The sequence below is a fragment of the Kitasatospora sp. NPDC006697 genome, from assembly GCF_042869935.1.
Lineage (GTDB): Bacteria > Actinomycetota > Actinomycetes > Streptomycetales > Streptomycetaceae > Kitasatospora.
This window is the reverse complement of sequence record NZ_JBIAGU010000050.1, coordinates 1-14,287: the sequence shown is the minus strand read 5'-3', so window position 1 is coordinate 14,287 and position 14,287 is coordinate 1. Positions and strand designations below refer to the sequence as shown.

Genomic DNA, 14,287 nt, shown 5'->3' with positions numbered 1-14,287 from the left:
GGGGAACAGCGCGGCCCACTCGGCGGACATGATGCCGCCCCATCGGCCGCAGGTCAGGCAGCGCCAGACCGGCCCGCCCGGACCGCTCAACAAGGCACCCGGTTCCGTGGTCGTCTCGACCTCGTGTCCGGCGCCCTCGGGGCACTCGCGCATCTCCGCTCCATACCGTGATCCGTCTGTGCCCCGCCCCGGTCGTCCGGGCCGTCCAAGTCCCGTCACCGGGGCGGGGGTTGTGCAGCCCGGCGCAGCGCAGGCAACGCCGGGAGTCGAGCGGTCGGGTTACTGCCGAACCCTGGTGCCCCATCTCGACCGGGGCCGGGCATGCCGAGCGCGGTGGGTGCGCTCGGTCGCCGACTTGTCCCGCTTGGCCATGGCGGCAACTGCCCTTCCGTGCAGGGTCGATATGCAGTCGGCGCAGGCGAGCAGCTCGGCCGTGACTCCGCTGGCTGCGGTCACCGGGCCGAGCCAGAGCACGCGGACCGAGGTGCGCCCGCAGTAGAGCCAGCAGTCCCCGACCGTCCACGGGTTCCCGTCGTTCTCCTCGGGCGGTTCCGGCAGGCGTCCCGCGCCGATCTCGGCCAGCGTGGGCAACACCTCGGCAGCGAGGGTCACGGCGGCTGTCCGGGACGGACGTGGCGCACCGTGACCCGCAGCCGAGACCGCCTGGCGGCACGTCTTCGGCGCCACCACGTTTCCCAGTCCCCGCCGTAGACGATGCCGAGCATGGCGACCGCCAGGGCGAAAAACCACCAGACCCAACGACGCGCGGCGTACGGGTCGAGCTTGGCCAGGGCGACCACCAGAACGGCGGGCCCGAGGGCGACCGCCACGGCCAGGACGCAGGCGGCAAGGGTCTTGCGGCTCACGCCGGTTCCTCCTCGGGCACCAGCACCATCGGGACCGAGGCAGCGTCCAGGCTGTACGACCGGTGGTCCTGGTTGAGCCAGGTGTGGGTGCGCGCCCACTCCGCCACGGCCCCCACGTCGGCACTCGGCCGGGACGTCTCACCGCACACGGTGCCGTCCTCGTCCTCGGCCACGCAGGACAGGACGTAGCGCGCCGGAACAGCCCGAGGGTCATCCAGGCGCAACTTCCAGCCCCCAAACCGCGTAACGATCCGGTTCGTCTCCTGGCAGTCCGTGTGCGTCAGTACCGACGGGAGTTCCCTGGTCGGCATGCTGCTCATTCGGCCTCCAAAACGCTGAATGCCCGTCACGTCACATGGACGGTACGGGCATTCGAGTGTTGCGAGGGGGACAAACTGTCCCCCTAACCGATTGAGCTAGGCCGCGACGCCGATTGACTCGGCCAGCGCCACGGCGGAGCGGCGAAGCGGCCCAACCGCCTGTCGTTCCAGTGCTGCTGCGAGGGAGCGGGCTCCCGGGACGTAGCGAACGCCCTCGGGCGTCACATCGATGGCTTCCCCGAGGTAGTGCACGGCCGCCGTGATATCGCGCTTCTGGTGGTAGCCAAAGGCGATGTCGAGCAGCAGCCGCGAACGGCGTTCCAGGGAAGGGATAGTGACCGGATCGATGCTCTCCGACCGCAACAGCGCTTCACCAGGCCGCCGGAGCCCGACCCCGATAGAAACCCCGTACACGTCCACGTTCGACGTGCCGAAAGCGCTTTGGGGATGCCAGTAGCCCCCCGGCAGCAAGCGGGCGATCCGAGCCGCTTCGTCGAGGTGCCGTTCGGCTGGACCGGACACCCCGTCAAGTCCATGTGTGCATGCCGCTTGCAAGTGCAACTGACCATAGGCTGCCAGGACTTCGGAGCTTCCGGACTCCAGCATCGGCCGGACAAGGGCCATGCCCAACTCGGCGGTATGCACCGCCTCGTCAACGAACCCCACAGCGCGCTGACCAATGCTGACGGTCCATGCCCCGAGAGCCAGCGATACCGGGTCGTCGGCGTTCTCCGAGGCGTCCCGGGCTCTGTCCAGCGCGAGCCAGTACAGCTCGGGCTCACTGATATGGGCGAGCAGCCGTTGAACCAGCCGGTACAGATCAGCGAGCACGCCGTACGCCGCTCGCCGTTCCCGGCCGTCATAAGCGCGTACCGCACCATGGGTCTCGCGCAGGAGGTCCGGCAGCAGGGCACCAACCTCGGTCCGCTGGTGTGCGGAGGTGTGCCACAGGCGCCATGCCTGTTCGACCCTGCCGCGCAGCACGGCCGCTGGCATTACCTCGGCAGGGGCCGGCTGGAACGCAACGCTATGCATAGCCTTCCGGATCTCGGCCACCGAGGGGTGCGAGATCTTGCCGGGCTGGTCAGCCGGGATGCTCACCGTGTCCCCGGTCAGGATCGACACGTCTGTGACGTGGAGAACCTGCGCCAGCTTGACCAGCAAGCCAACTCCCCGGATCTCCCGCTCGCCGTTTTCGATCTTCTTGAGCCAGTCGGCCGAACGACCCACCAGACCCGCCGTGGCTGCGCGGCTCATCCCCCGCCGCTCACGCAAGGCCCGGATTCGTTCGCCTGTGGTCAACTCTGCTGGCAGGTCTGTCATGTGGCCACTCTCCCGCGACACGCGCTGATGTGGTATCAGCGTACGCGGGAATCGGCACGGGCCAAGGGGTTCCGATGGACTTCCATGGTCGGCACCTCGGGGCGGCGAGGGCGGAGCTGGGCCGGAGCGCTCGCCCTGGCGGGGCGTGTCGAGCCCGGAACGCGAAAAGGGCCCCGCCCTGACCCCCGCAGCGGGAGAACAGGACGGGGCCCTTGCGATTCCGACAATTGATCAAGTGGCTTGATGGGGCGATCAATCCCAGATATCGGAGTCGTCGTCCGGCTCGGGCGGCGCGATGGCCACGCGAGCACTCGGCGACAATCCCAACTCTCGAATATAGCGCGCAAGTTGGGAGCGGTACTGTGCCGCAATGGTGGCGGCGCCGTTCTTCACCGTGCCGCGCTCAGCCGTGACCATTAGTCCGCGTTCGGAAAGGTCGCGCTCCGCCTGGTCGATGCGGGCCACGCAGACGCACAGATCCTTGACGGTCGAATGGTCCACCTCGCCGAGTCCGGCGGCCACTTCGAGAATCGGCACGACACGCTGCCACTCGGCCGAAGCCATTTCCCGACAGCGGATATTGGCCGCATGGATCTCGGCGGCCGGCGAGTCCTTGAAAACCTCTCGCCAATCGGGCTCGGAAAGAACGGCGCGAGGAACGATCACCCCCTCTCTGATCTCGGCCTTTGATGGGTTCCCTTCGCGGGCCCGTATTGCCGCTGGCTTGGGTCGATATCGATCGGCCATCGGTCTCCTTTCTTGCTCGCTGCAACGGGACGCAGGGCGCCCAAGAATGGCCACAGCCCCGGCGCGAGTTTCTAGCCTCCCTGCCGATCACCCTTGGGCACGGACGGGAGTACCCCCCTGGGTGGCGGGCCGCTCAGTCGCCCTGTGCGGCCACGTAGTCCTCACGCTGAGCCACGAGGCTCTGATTGAAATCGTCGGCAAGCTGCATTGATTCCTTTTCGACGCGATCCATGATCTCATCGAGAATCTGTGCCGCGTAATAGCGCTGCTCGGGTACGGTTACGGCTTCACCGATGATTCGCTGTGCGCGCTGCGCCTCGGTCATGACGTATCCGCGCTTGTGCCGGGCGGCCCGGTACTCCACATATGCCGCGAACCACGGTTCCGCCGACAGCGTGTCAAGGAACCGCTGATGGGCGTCATCGCCCGAGTTCGCGGCTTCCTCGGCCCGGCCCATCCAAGTCCCGGCGAACTCTCGGCTGTACTCGATCTCTCGTTCCGCACGGCGCACCTTCTCGGCGTCCTCAGCGGCACGCAACTGCGCCTCGGCATCGGCCAGCGGGCCGGACACCTTGTCGATCTGCGCTTGCAGCTTGGCGACCCGCTCGGCGGCCTTCTCGATCTCGGCGCTCATATCAGTTGCCGCCCTTCGTGGTGTCGCGCCCGTACTGGGCTGCGATCTTCTTCGCGTTCTCGTAGTAGCCAAGGGACATGCGGACGGTGGTGCCCATGCGGTCGTACGCCTCGGGGTTCGAGTCGCGCATTGCGGCCAACTTCTCCATGCGCTCGTCTCGCTGCCACTCGGCAGCACGGGCCGCATCATTGTCCCGGGGGCCGTCCAGATAGCCGAACCGGTTCAGTGTCTCGCTCATGGTGTTCTCTCCGTTCGTCAGTGCCCACGGCGGGGCTTCCCGGTATACATAGGGAGCGCCCCTTGCCAGCTTTCCTCGGTAGTAGTAGGGAGCGGAGGTTTCCCGGCTTCGCTCGGCCCCCCTGCCGTAGTGAAGGGCGGAGGTTTCCGGCCAGCGGTGGTGAGGTGGCGAGAGTGGTCCTGTTTCTTGTTTTTTCTTAGTTTTTTCTATGCGTTCTAAAAAATAGGCAAGAACCACCACCCACCACCGCTCTTGCCGCTGTCGGCCAGTCCGGGCCGGCTGAGCCAAAGGCCACAGGCGCCCGTCTGCGGGCATAAGAGAGCCCCGGCCGACCACGGGGGGCCGACCAGGGCTGCACGGGGCTCTATGGGGCGCTTACGCGGCTGCGGGCACCAGTTCGGGGACCGTGGCGGCGTCCCATGCGGAAAGCTCCTCGGCGGCCTCATCGAGTTCGCCCGACATGGTGAAGTCCACCCGCCGTGTGTCGAGGGTGCGCCACCCGCCACGGGTGCCCCGGCGGACGTTCAGGCGGACTCCGGCGTCAACGAGCATGCCGCGCCGCTTCGCGGTGTCGGCAGCCGTCCAGTCGTCGGCAAAGGTGCGTCCGGTCGCCGTGGTGATGCGCTGTGGCTCGGTCTTCTCGCGGGACTCCAAGTCGGCTATGCGGTTGTCCAGTGCATCGTGTCGCCGCTGCCATTCCTGCGCGGCGTGCTTGGACTTCTGCTGTCCCTGGATTTTCAGGTGTGCGGTGAACTCGGCCACGGTCGCGTTCAACTCCGGCTCGGGGTCGTAGCCGGGGACCACCATGGTTGTCCTGGTCTGGATTCCGCCGACCAGGCGCAGGAACTCGGCTATCACGTACTCGTCCGCCCAGTCTCCCCGGATGTTCGCGGGCGCTTCGCACTTGTCGCCTCGGGCGTGGTAGTTGCACTTGTAGACAGGCGCCTGGTTCTTCTTGCTCTCCTGCCGGTTCAGGTACATGCGCCCGCCGCAAGAGTCGCAGTGGATGACCCGCAGCAGCAGCGCTTCCGTGTCGGACCGTTCGCTGTTGTTGATGCTGCGCTCGTCCAGGACGGCGCCGATCTGGTCGAACTCCTCGCGGGTGAGAATCGGTGTCTCGCTGCACATGACCGGGTTGCCCTGGTCGTCGCGCACGGGCACGCCGTTGTGCATCTTCCAGCCCAACAGGACCTCATTGCGGAGCATCCGGGTAATGACCGCAGGGGTCCACTGGAACGTCTCCCGCACGACGTGCTGACCCTTGGTCCCGCCGGTCTTGCCGCCCCGCTCGCGGCCCATCCTGTCGGCCCAGTAGTCGCGCGGGCTGAGCACCCCATCGGCGTTGAGCCCCGCAGCGATGCCGGACACCGTGGCACCCTCCAGCAGCTCACGGACGATGCGCTCAATGACCGCCACGGCGTCCGGATCGGGCACCAGCGTCCAGCCCTTGCCGCCGAACTCCTCGGGCATGGGCGCGGGCATGTAGCCGTACGGCGGACGGCCACCGCCGCGCCAGCGAAGCGGCATCCTGCGCATGGCGGCCTGCGCCCCGCTGACGCGGTCGCTGATGGACTGCGACTCGAACTGTGCAGCGAAAGCGAGCATGAACAGTTGGAGTTCCGCCATGGGGTCCATGGGGTTGCGGAAGTCGAACACCTGCCGACCCCCGCCCAGACCCTCGGCGAAGATCAGTACCTTCCGGTGCTCACGCGCCCAGTTGGCGAGGGCGTACATGTGCCCCATGGACCGGATGGCACGGTCGAACCGCCAGAACACCAGCGCGTCATACGCCTGCGGGTCGCTGAGCCAGCGCAGAAGCTGCGGGCGCTCCCAAGGGCTGGTCTTGGACGCGCTGACGTCAAGGTCCACCGCTTCGCGCAGCGCGTCACCCTCGCCGAAGGTGACCCGCAGCTCTGCGCCTACGTGGTCGCACGCTTCCCGCTGGCGTTCGGGGCTGGTGGTCTCGTCCGTCAGGACGGACAGTCGGATACACCGGACACCCCGAAGCGTCTCGGTGAACACCGTTCCGGACAGTGGGTTGCGAGCATCTTCCATGCTCTGTATGGGGAGCGAGGGTTGCCCGCCTGGGGACGTGACCGGTGTGTGTTCCATACCCTTCGTGAAGGGCGGAAGGTTCCCGCTACCCCGCTCCGAGCCCCTGACCAGCACAGATGCCGTTGCCATCTCTCACACTCCAGAACATCCAGTTCTGTGTGTCGGGAGATCCGGAGGGCAACGAGTTCTGCGTGGAGCGCAGCGCGGCCGAGCGGGCCGGGCGGTAGCAGCGGCCGGGGCACTCCCGACGGGAGACGGGAGCGCCCCACCGGCCTCAGAGCTCGGCGCGGAAGGCCTGCGCCACCGACAGGAAGATGTCGTTGGCCTCGGTCTCGCCGATCGTCACCCGCACGCCCTCGCCCGCGAACGGCCGCACCACCACGCCGGCCGCGGCCGCCGCGGCGGCGAAGTCGCCGGTCCGCTCGCCCAGCCGCAGCCAGACGAAGTTGGCCTGCGAGTCGACCACGGTCCACCCCTGCTCGACCAGCCCGGCGCTGACCCGCTCGCGCTCCTCGACCAGCGCCTGCACCCGGACCAGCAGCGCGTCCTCGGCGCGCAGCGAGGCGACCGCCGCGTCCTGGGCGAGCTGGCTGACGCCGAACGGCAGCGAGACCTTGCGCAGCGCCTCCGCCACCGGCTCGTGCGCGATCGCGAAGCCGACCCGCAGGCCGGCCAGGCCGTAGGCCTTGGAGAAGGTGCGCAGCACGCAGACGTTGGCGCGGTCGCGGTAGAGGTCGATGCCGTCCGGCACCTGCTCGTCGCGCAGGAACTCGCGGTAGGCCTCGTCCACCACGACCAGCACGTCGGAGGGCACCGCGTCCAGGAAGCGCTCCAGCTCGGGGCGGCGGATCGCCACACCGGTCGGGTTGTTCGGGTTGCAGACGAAGATCAGCCGGGTCCGCGGGGTGATCGCGGCCAGCATCGCGTCCAGGTCGTGCTCCTCGCCGGCGGTCAGCGGCACCGCCACCGGGGTCGCCCCGGCGATCTGGGTGATGATCGGGTAGGCCTCGAAGGAGCGCCAGGCGAACATCACCTCGTCGTCCGGGCCGGCCGTGGCGAGCACCAGCGACTGGGCCACGGTGACCGAGCCGGTGCCGAGCGCCACGTGCTCGGCGGGCACGCCGAACCGCTTGGCCAGCTCCTCGGTCAGCTCGGTGACGCCCGCGTCGGGGTAGCGGTTGAACGAGCCGGCGGCGGCGACGGCGGCCTCCAGCACGCCCGGCAGCGGCTCGTAGGGGTTCTCGTTGGAGGAGAGCTTGAACGCGTCCGCACCGGCGGGCTTGCCGGCCTTGTAGCCGGGGATGCCCGCCAGGCTCGGCCGAAGCCGCGGACCCTGTGCCGTACCGCTCACGATGGTGCTCCTTCAGGTCTGGAGGGGGCTGCCCGGTCGGGGCGCGCCCGGGCAGCGTGCACTCCTGGGCGCTCGTTCGCGCGCCGGTGGTGCACGCGGCGGTTGTTCCCCGGTCGGGTGCCCTGAACGATACCGAGCGCGCTCACCCGTGAGAGTGAGATGTGCCGCCGGAACAGCGCCGTAGATCAGCCATTGTCACTCGTTCCTATGGCACATGTCAGAGGTAATCGGCCGAAATCAGACCACTGATCCAAGGGTGGGAGCGTGACGTCAACGTGGAGAAACGGTTCTTCCGAGGCTGACGGCCAAGTGGTACAACCACCGGCTGACGCACCATACGATCGGTCCGCCATGACAGCAGCAGCCAACCAGAGCGGTCGGCGACCCACCACCTCACGACGTCTGGAGCGGGCCGGCATCCGGGACGTGGCAGCAGCCGCCGGAGTGTCCATCACCACCGTCTCCGACGCGCTGAACGGGAAGGGCCGCCTGCCCGACGAAACCCGCAGCCGGGTGCGCGAGGTCGCCGAGCGCCTCGGCTACCGGCCGTCCGCCGCCGCCCGGACGCTGCGCACCGGCCGCTCCGGACTGATCGGCCTCACCGTCACCACCTACGGCGAGGAGCCCTTCACCTTCACCGAGTTCGCCTACTTCGCCGAGATGGCCAGGGCGGCCACCAGCGCCGCCCTGGGCCGGGGCTACGCCCTCGTGGTGCTGCCCGCCTCCTCCCGGCACGACGTGTGGAGCAACGTCGCGCTGGACGGCACCGTGGTGATCGACCCGGCCGACCAGGACCCGCTGGTCAGCGAGCTCTACCGGTCCGGCGTCCCGGTGGTGAGCGACGGCAAGCCGGGCAACTGCCAGGTCACCGCCTGGGTCGACAACGACCACGAGGCCGCGGTGCTCGACATCCTGGACCACCTCAGCGCGGCCGGCGCCCGCCGGATCGGCCTGCTGACCGGCACCAGCACCGACACCTACACCCGGCTCAGCACCGAGGCCTACCTCGGCTGGTGCGCCCGGGTCGGCCAGGAGCCGGTCTACGAGGCCTACCCCGCGCACGACCCGGCGGCCGGCGCGGTGGCCGCCGACCGGCTGCTGGCCCGCCCGGACCGGCCGGACGCGGTCTACGGCCTGTTCGACCCCAACGGCACCGACCTGCTGGCCGCCGCCCGCCGCTACGGCCTGCGGGTGCCGGACGACCTGCTGCTGGTCTGCTGCAGCGAGAGCGACGTCTACGCCGGCACCGAGCCGCCGATCACCACGCTCTCGCTGAAGCCGCGGCGGATCGGCACCACGGTGGTGAACCTGCTGATCGACGCGATCGAGGGGGTGGACTCCGGCACCGGCGTGGCGTTGGACACCCCGGTGACCGGTCCCCGGCTCTTCCCGCCGCGCTACCGGACCGCCGGCACCGGGCCGCCGCCGGGCACCCTGATGCCCACCGAGCTGATCGTGCGGGCCTCCTCGCAGCGGCGCAGCCCCCGAACCACCGTCAGCGCTCCGCGCACCCCGGGCGAGGTCTGAACCACCGCCAGGGGTGGCGTCCCCACGGATCTTGAATCGATTGGATGGCCACCGGGTGAGGACGACGGGAGAGTGGTCTTCCTATGATGGGCGGATGACACCCGAGGACCGCTTCCCCGGGCCTGAACCGCACCACTCAGGCCGACACCCGCACCAGGACCTCGACGTGCTGCCGTACGGCTCGTACTACGAGCCCAATCCCCCTGCCGACCAGCCGGGTTCGCCCGCCGAGCCGGAGGGCCTGCCGGGCGGGTCCGGCGCCACCTACAGCGGGTACGGCGGCGCCAACTACCTGGAGCAGCACTGGCCGGTGGCCGGGCACCCGACCCCGGTCGCGGGCACCGCCCTGCCGGTCTTCCTCGCCGCCCAGCCGCCGGCCCCGGCCCACGACGACGACCCGCCGACCATCGAGCTCGGCCCGCCGATCAGCGAGGACGACCTCCGTCCGGCCCCGCAGCTCGGCGACCCGGGCCCGGTCGGCCCGCTCTACGTGGTCGGCGACGTGCACGGGTACCTGGAGGAGCTGATCGCCGCGCTGCACCAGCAGGGGCTGGTGGACGCGGACGGGCACTGGACGGCCGGGCGGGCCCGGGTCTGGTTCCTCGGCGACTTCACCGACCGCGGCCCGGACGGCATCGGGGTGATCGACCTGGTGATGCAGCTGGCCGCCGAGGCGGCCGCGGCCGGCGGCTACTGCCGGGCCCTGATGGGCAATCACGAACTGCTCTTCCTCGGCGCCCACCGGTACGGCGACGAGCCGGTGCAGTCCACCGCCGGCACCGCCTCGTTCCGCGCCGCCTGGCTGCTCAACGGCGGCCAGCAGCACGACCTGGAGCGGCTGCAGGGGCACCACATCAGCTGGCTGAAGCGGCTGCCGGCGATGGCGCTGGAGGACGGCCACCTGCTGCTGCACTCCGACACCACCGCCTACCTGGAGTTCGGCGACTCGATCGCCGAGGTCAACGACGCGGTGCACGAGCTGCTGGCCGACGAGGGCGCGGACGAGTGGTGGGACGCGTTCCGGCGGTTCACCAAGCGGTTCGCCTTCCGCGGCCCGAGCGGGCCGATGGCGGCCGGCGAGCTGCTGGGCACCTACGGCGGGCACCGGGTGGTGCACGGGCACAGCCCGATCCCGTACCTGACCGGCGAGGCGACCTCGGACTCCGGCGAGCCGCCCTACGTGCCGGGCCCGTACATCTACGCCGACGAGCTGGCGGTGGCGATGGACGGCGGGGTCACCATGGAGGGCAAGCTGCTGGTGGCCCGGCTGCCGGTGGACTGAGCCGCGGGCGGCCGTCCCGGCTCAGGGCCGGGGGTCGGGGTGTTCGCCGAGGCCGCGGCCGACCACGGTGTAGGCGAGCACGGTGTTGACCAGGCAGAGCAGGCCGAAGACCAGGCCGGTCGGCGCGCCCGCCACGGTCCAGAAGGCGGCCGTGGCGGAGAGGAAGACCACCGCCTTGACCACCAGGATGCCCGTCAGCGGCAGCTTCACCGTGGCCCGAGGCGCCGCGTAGCGCCCCCAGAGCACGGCGGCCAGCAGCGGTGCGGCGACCGCCAGCAGCAGCCGTCCGACCAGTCCGGGCCCGACCGCCCAGCCCCACCAGGCCAGTCCGCCGAGCGCCACCAGCTCCAGCAGGAACGCCAGCATCTCGTTGGCGACCCGAATCCCCCGTGATCCCATGCGCCGCAGCATACGGCCTGTCCGGCCGACCGGACGGATCCGTTCCGGGGTGATCACGGTGACGACTGTTCGGATTCCGGACCCACCGGGGACGGCCAGCGCATAGGCTCGGGCCCATGGCCATTCCCCCCTTCCTCGCGGAGCTGCGCGCTCTGGTCGGCACCCGTCCGCTCTGGCTCCCGGCCGCCTGCGTGGTGGCCCTCGACGAGCAGGGCCGGGTGCTGCTGGGCCGGCGGGCCGACACCGGCGGCTGGGCGCTGGTCGGCGGCATCCTGGACCCGGGCGAGGAGCCGGCCGACGGCGCGGTGCGGGAGTGCTACGAGGAGACCGGGGTGCTGGTGGAGCCGGAGCACCTGACCTCGGTGACGGTCTCGCCGCTGGTGCACTACCCCAACGGGGACCAGATGCGGTACCTGGAGCTGACCTTCCGCTGCCGGGTGGTCAGCGGGCAGGCGCGGGTCAATGACGACGAGTCACTGGAAGTGACCTGGTTCGCGCCGGACGAACTGCCCGAGCTGGACCCGTACAGCCGGCAGCGGTTGGACCTGGCGCTGGCCTTCGACGGGACGACGGCGTACGCGTTCTCCGGCACGGAGTCCGTATACAACCCGGTGTCGCCCTGATGAACCCCTCGTTCACCTGCATGTTTGACGCACCGTCATACATCGCTACTAAAGTATGACTTCATTATGAAGCAGGTACATGAGTCTCCGCTGACGCACCAGAGCAGCCTGGCGCACGACGCCGACGACTGCCTCTTCGATCCGGCCGTCCGGGCCGTCATGGCCGAGTTCACGCTGAGCGACGAGACTCTGGACCTGGAGGCGGCCTCCGCGGTCTGTGCCGCCCGGCGGGCCGTCGAGTGGCTGCGGCTGCGCGAGACCCGCGGCCTCGACCTGAGCAGCAGCGCACTGGACGTGCTGCTGCGGCTGAACGCCACCAGCGGCGAGGCGCTGCCCTGCGCGGAACTGGCCCGGGCCGCCCAGGTGGGCGTGCCGGCCGTCAACGCCCTGGTGGACGCGCTGGCCAAGGAGGGCCTGGTCGAACGCCTCGACGAGGCGGACGACCAGGGCTGCTCCGCCACCCGGATCACCCCGGCCGGGCGCGGCTGGCTCGACTCCTACCGCCAGCCGGCCCAGCGCGCGATAGCCGGTCTCTTCCAGGGCTTCAGCTCGGCCGAACTGGCCCAGCTGCGCCACCTCTCGCTGCGGATGGTCGCCAACCGCCAGCGGATGGAGCACTACCTCGAGATCGCCGAGGACGCGCTCTCCTGACCCCGGCTCAGCGGTTGGGGTCGTACGGCATCGGCGGCGCCTGCGGAACCGGCGGCGCCTGGTACGGGTTCGGGTGCCCCTGCGGCACGACCTGCTGGTAGGGGTTCGGCTGGTCCTGCGGCTGGTAGCCGACGGGCTGCGGGTACTGCTGGTATGCACCCTGCTGGAAGGCGGCCTGCTGCGCCTGGACCACCGGCTGCGCGGCGGCGGCCCGCTTGCGCCCGTTCATCGCCGCGATCGAGCGCACGATCAGCGCCACCGGCAGGATGAACACCTTGAAGAAGATCATGTACGTGCCGCCCTGGAAGATGAACCCCAGGTAGATGCCGTACCCCAGAAAACCCAACCCGAAGATCACATTGACGGCTCGCCAGCCATTGCTGAGCCCGTTGCCGATCAACCCGAGCCCCACCATCAGCACACCGCTGACCAGGAGGAAAACCACATACCAGGAGAACAGCGGCTGCCCGCTGAAATCGAGATTCACAGACCAACCCCGTTGAGAATCAGACAATCGTCATTTCCGACGATGGCGCACAGTATCGTGCCGCACCGTCAGCTGTCTGCCTCGAATTCCCTACGGGGCCTCCGGTCACCCGGTGGCCGACACCCGGTTCACCGAGTTCACCTTGCAGGTCACCGCTCCGTTCACCTGGGCGGTGCCGCCGGCGCTGTCCTCCACCTTCTGGCCGGGCGCGACGCCGGTCTCCAGCGCGGCGCCCTCAGCGACCCGGGTGCCGTGATCGTCCAGGAACTCCACACTGATCGCGTAGTTCGAGGACTTCGAGCTGTGGTTGACGATCTCCAGCTTGGCGCTGGGCACGCGGGTGGACTCGTCCACCGAGCAGGCGGTGATGGCCACGTCCCCGGCCGGCGGGTGCGAGGGCTTGTCGCCGCCGACCGCGACCACCACGATCACGATCACCACCACGACCAGCAGCACGGCTCCCAGGCACCCGAACAGCACCCCGCGCCCGAACTGCCGCTTCGGCCGCGGCGGCGGCCCGGGCGGCGGACCCCACCCCGCGGGCGGCGGTGGCTGTCCGGGAGGCTGCTGCCAGGGGGGTTGCTGCTCGCTCACGGTTCCTCTCCCTACGAAGGACTCGCCTCCAGGGAACGCCACAGGCACCCGCCGCCCGCCCGCGACGCGCGGGGGCTGGACCGAACGAGCGCCACGTCCGTTTGCTGCCAGCGGTGCCGCACCGCCTCCGGAAGAGTCGGGCCCGCCCCTCCCTCCCACAGAAGGCGGACCACCCATGCACGTCGTTCCCGGACTGAAGGTCCTCTACTTCGGCACCCCGGTGGTGCTGATCAGCACCCGCAACGAGGACGGCAGCGCCAACCTGGCGCCGATGTCCTCGGCCTGGTGGCTGGGCCAGGCCTGCATGCTCGGGCTCGGGACCAGCAGCCAGACCACGGTCAACCTGCTGCGCGAGGGCGAGTGCGTGCTCAACCTGCCCTCCTCCGCGATGGTCGACGCGGTGGACCGGCTGGCGCTCACCACCGGGACGCCGGAGGTGCCGGAGTTCAAGGCGAAGCTGCGGCACCGGTACGTGGCCGACAAGTTCGGCCTGGCCGGGCTCACCGAGCAGCCCTCGGAGCTGGTCCGGGCCCCCCGGGTCGCCGAGTGCCCGATCCAGCTGGAGTGCCGCCTCAGCTCCTCCCACTCCCTCGGCGCCGCCGAACCCCTGGCCGGCGCCTACCAGGTCGACGTGCTCCGCGCCCACGTGGCGGAGGAGCTGGTCATCCCCGGCACCCACTACGTCGACCCGCTCGCCTGGGACCCGCTGATCATGAAGTTCTGCGAGTTCTTCGGCGGCGGCGAGAACCTCCAGCCGTCCCGCCTCGCGGAGGGCTGGAGCATGCCGCACGCAGCGCGCAGCTCCGCCTGAGTCCGACCGCCGGCCGGCGCCGGCCGCGGTCGTGCTGCCTTGGGAAGCCCCCTCCGCCTCCCAAGGCAGCCGTTCGGGTGCCTCAGTCCGCCATCGGCAGGTACACCCGGTTCCCCTGGGCCGCGAACTCGGCCGACTTCTCGGCCATGCCGGCCAGCGCCTCGGCGTCGAACTCGGTGGCCACGGCGCTGGATCCGTCGCCGTGCTCGTCGCGGATCTTCTGACTGATCTTCATCGAGCAGAACATCAGCAAAGGCACCACCTCACGGCATGCCGCCATCCGCCTGATACGAAAATCCACTGTTTCTGCAGGTCAGGCCACCTCCACCGATTGGAGCGAGACTTGGTAGCCAAGCTGGTTGAGTTGGCCGACAAGGCG

General features: G+C 69.8%; 18 protein-coding genes. 5 read left to right on the top strand and 13 right to left on the bottom strand.

The window, feature by feature from the left end:
* Window positions 1–279: 279 nt before the first annotated feature.
* From ACFYNO_RS39585 to hisC, 9 genes are all read right to left on the bottom strand, one after another.
* Window positions 280–612: a hypothetical protein gene (locus ACFYNO_RS39585; RefSeq protein WP_388023192.1), complete on the bottom strand. Its 333-nt coding sequence runs from the start codon at window positions 610–612 to the stop codon at window positions 280–282.
* Window positions 609–866 carry a hypothetical protein gene (locus ACFYNO_RS39580; protein ID WP_111551685.1) on the bottom strand — a complete coding sequence of 86 codons (258 nt, stop codon included), beginning with the start codon at window positions 864–866 and terminating at the stop codon, window positions 609–611. The genes ACFYNO_RS39585 and ACFYNO_RS39580 overlap by 4 nt, the downstream gene beginning before the upstream one ends.
* Complete coding sequence (locus ACFYNO_RS39575; RefSeq protein ID WP_388023190.1) at window positions 863–1,039, bottom strand: hypothetical protein; 177 nt, start codon at window positions 1,037–1,039, stop codon at window positions 863–865. The genes ACFYNO_RS39580 and ACFYNO_RS39575 overlap by 4 nt, the downstream gene beginning before the upstream one ends.
* A 243-nt stretch (window positions 1,040–1,282) precedes the next feature.
* The gene (locus ACFYNO_RS39570) at window positions 1,283–2,509 is read right to left on the bottom strand and encodes a helix-turn-helix domain-containing protein (protein WP_388023188.1); all 1,227 of its coding nucleotides are present in this window, start codon (window positions 2,507–2,509) and stop codon (window positions 1,283–1,285) included.
* A 252-nt stretch (window positions 2,510–2,761) separates the two neighbouring features.
* Complete coding sequence (locus tag ACFYNO_RS39565; protein WP_388023186.1) at window positions 2,762–3,256, bottom strand: phage terminase small subunit P27 family; 495 nt, start codon at window positions 3,254–3,256, stop codon at window positions 2,762–2,764.
* A gap of 133 nt (window positions 3,257–3,389) precedes the next feature.
* Complete coding sequence (locus tag ACFYNO_RS39560; RefSeq protein WP_388023184.1) at window positions 3,390–3,890, bottom strand: hypothetical protein; 501 nt, start codon at window positions 3,888–3,890, stop codon at window positions 3,390–3,392.
* A 1-nt stretch (window position 3,891) separates the two neighbouring features.
* Window positions 3,892–4,128 carry a hypothetical protein gene (locus tag ACFYNO_RS39555; RefSeq protein ID WP_388023181.1) on the bottom strand — a complete coding sequence of 79 codons (237 nt, stop codon included), beginning with the start codon at window positions 4,126–4,128 and terminating at the stop codon, window positions 3,892–3,894.
* 375 nt (window positions 4,129–4,503) lie between these two features.
* A complete protein-coding gene (locus ACFYNO_RS39550; protein WP_388023179.1) occupies window positions 4,504–6,183 on the bottom strand; it encodes a recombinase family protein in 1,680 nt (559 codons plus the stop codon).
* Window positions 6,184–6,457: 274 nt separating this feature from the next.
* Window positions 6,458–7,534, bottom strand: coding sequence for a histidinol-phosphate transaminase (gene hisC / locus ACFYNO_RS39545; protein WP_388023177.1), 1,077 nt, complete (start codon window positions 7,532–7,534; stop codon window positions 6,458–6,460).
* 351 nt (window positions 7,535–7,885) lie between these two features.
* Between hisC and ACFYNO_RS39540 the strand changes: the two genes are divergently transcribed.
* Complete coding sequence (locus ACFYNO_RS39540) at window positions 7,886–9,061, top strand: LacI family DNA-binding transcriptional regulator (RefSeq protein WP_388023175.1); 1,176 nt, start codon at window positions 7,886–7,888, stop codon at window positions 9,059–9,061.
* Window positions 9,062–9,155: 94 nt separating this feature from the next.
* Window positions 9,156–10,343: a metallophosphoesterase gene (locus ACFYNO_RS39535; RefSeq protein ID WP_388023174.1), complete on the top strand. Its 1,188-nt coding sequence runs from the start codon at window positions 9,156–9,158 to the stop codon at window positions 10,341–10,343.
* A 21-nt stretch (window positions 10,344–10,364) separates the two neighbouring features.
* On the opposite strand, the gene ACFYNO_RS39530 is transcribed toward ACFYNO_RS39535, so the two are convergent.
* Window positions 10,365–10,742: a YrdB family protein gene (locus ACFYNO_RS39530; RefSeq protein ID WP_388023171.1), complete on the bottom strand. Its 378-nt coding sequence runs from the start codon at window positions 10,740–10,742 to the stop codon at window positions 10,365–10,367.
* Between the two features lie 116 nt (window positions 10,743–10,858).
* Between ACFYNO_RS39530 and ACFYNO_RS39525 the strand changes: the two genes are divergently transcribed.
* Together ACFYNO_RS39525 and ACFYNO_RS39520 are read left to right on the top strand one after the other, a co-directional pair.
* Complete coding sequence (locus ACFYNO_RS39525) at window positions 10,859–11,365, top strand: NUDIX domain-containing protein (RefSeq protein WP_388023168.1); 507 nt, start codon at window positions 10,859–10,861, stop codon at window positions 11,363–11,365.
* A 66-nt stretch (window positions 11,366–11,431) separates the two neighbouring features.
* Window positions 11,432–12,016 carry a MarR family winged helix-turn-helix transcriptional regulator gene (locus ACFYNO_RS39520; RefSeq protein WP_388023167.1) on the top strand — a complete coding sequence of 195 codons (585 nt, stop codon included), beginning with the start codon at window positions 11,432–11,434 and terminating at the stop codon, window positions 12,014–12,016.
* Between the two features lie 7 nt (window positions 12,017–12,023).
* Here ACFYNO_RS39520 and ACFYNO_RS39515 read toward each other — a convergent pair whose 3' ends face one another.
* A complete protein-coding gene (locus tag ACFYNO_RS39515) occupies window positions 12,024–12,530 on the bottom strand; it encodes a hypothetical protein (RefSeq protein WP_388023165.1) in 507 nt (168 codons plus the stop codon).
* 78 nt (window positions 12,531–12,608) lie between these two features.
* Window positions 12,609–13,097 carry a hypothetical protein gene (locus tag ACFYNO_RS39510; RefSeq protein WP_388023163.1) on the bottom strand — a complete coding sequence of 163 codons (489 nt, stop codon included), beginning with the start codon at window positions 13,095–13,097 and terminating at the stop codon, window positions 12,609–12,611.
* Window positions 13,098–13,272: 175 nt separating this feature from the next.
* Here ACFYNO_RS39510 and ACFYNO_RS39505 point away from each other — a divergent pair, with 175 nt between their 5' ends.
* A complete protein-coding gene (locus ACFYNO_RS39505) occupies window positions 13,273–13,908 on the top strand; it encodes a flavin reductase family protein (protein WP_388023160.1) in 636 nt (211 codons plus the stop codon).
* 82 nt (window positions 13,909–13,990) lie between these two features.
* Here ACFYNO_RS39505 and ACFYNO_RS39500 read toward each other — a convergent pair whose 3' ends face one another.
* On the bottom strand, window positions 13,991–14,143 hold the full coding sequence (locus tag ACFYNO_RS39500; RefSeq protein WP_388023252.1) for a thiamine biosynthesis protein ThiC: 153 nt from the start codon (window positions 14,141–14,143) through the stop codon (window positions 13,991–13,993).
* Between the last annotated feature and the right edge of the window lie 144 nt (window positions 14,144–14,287).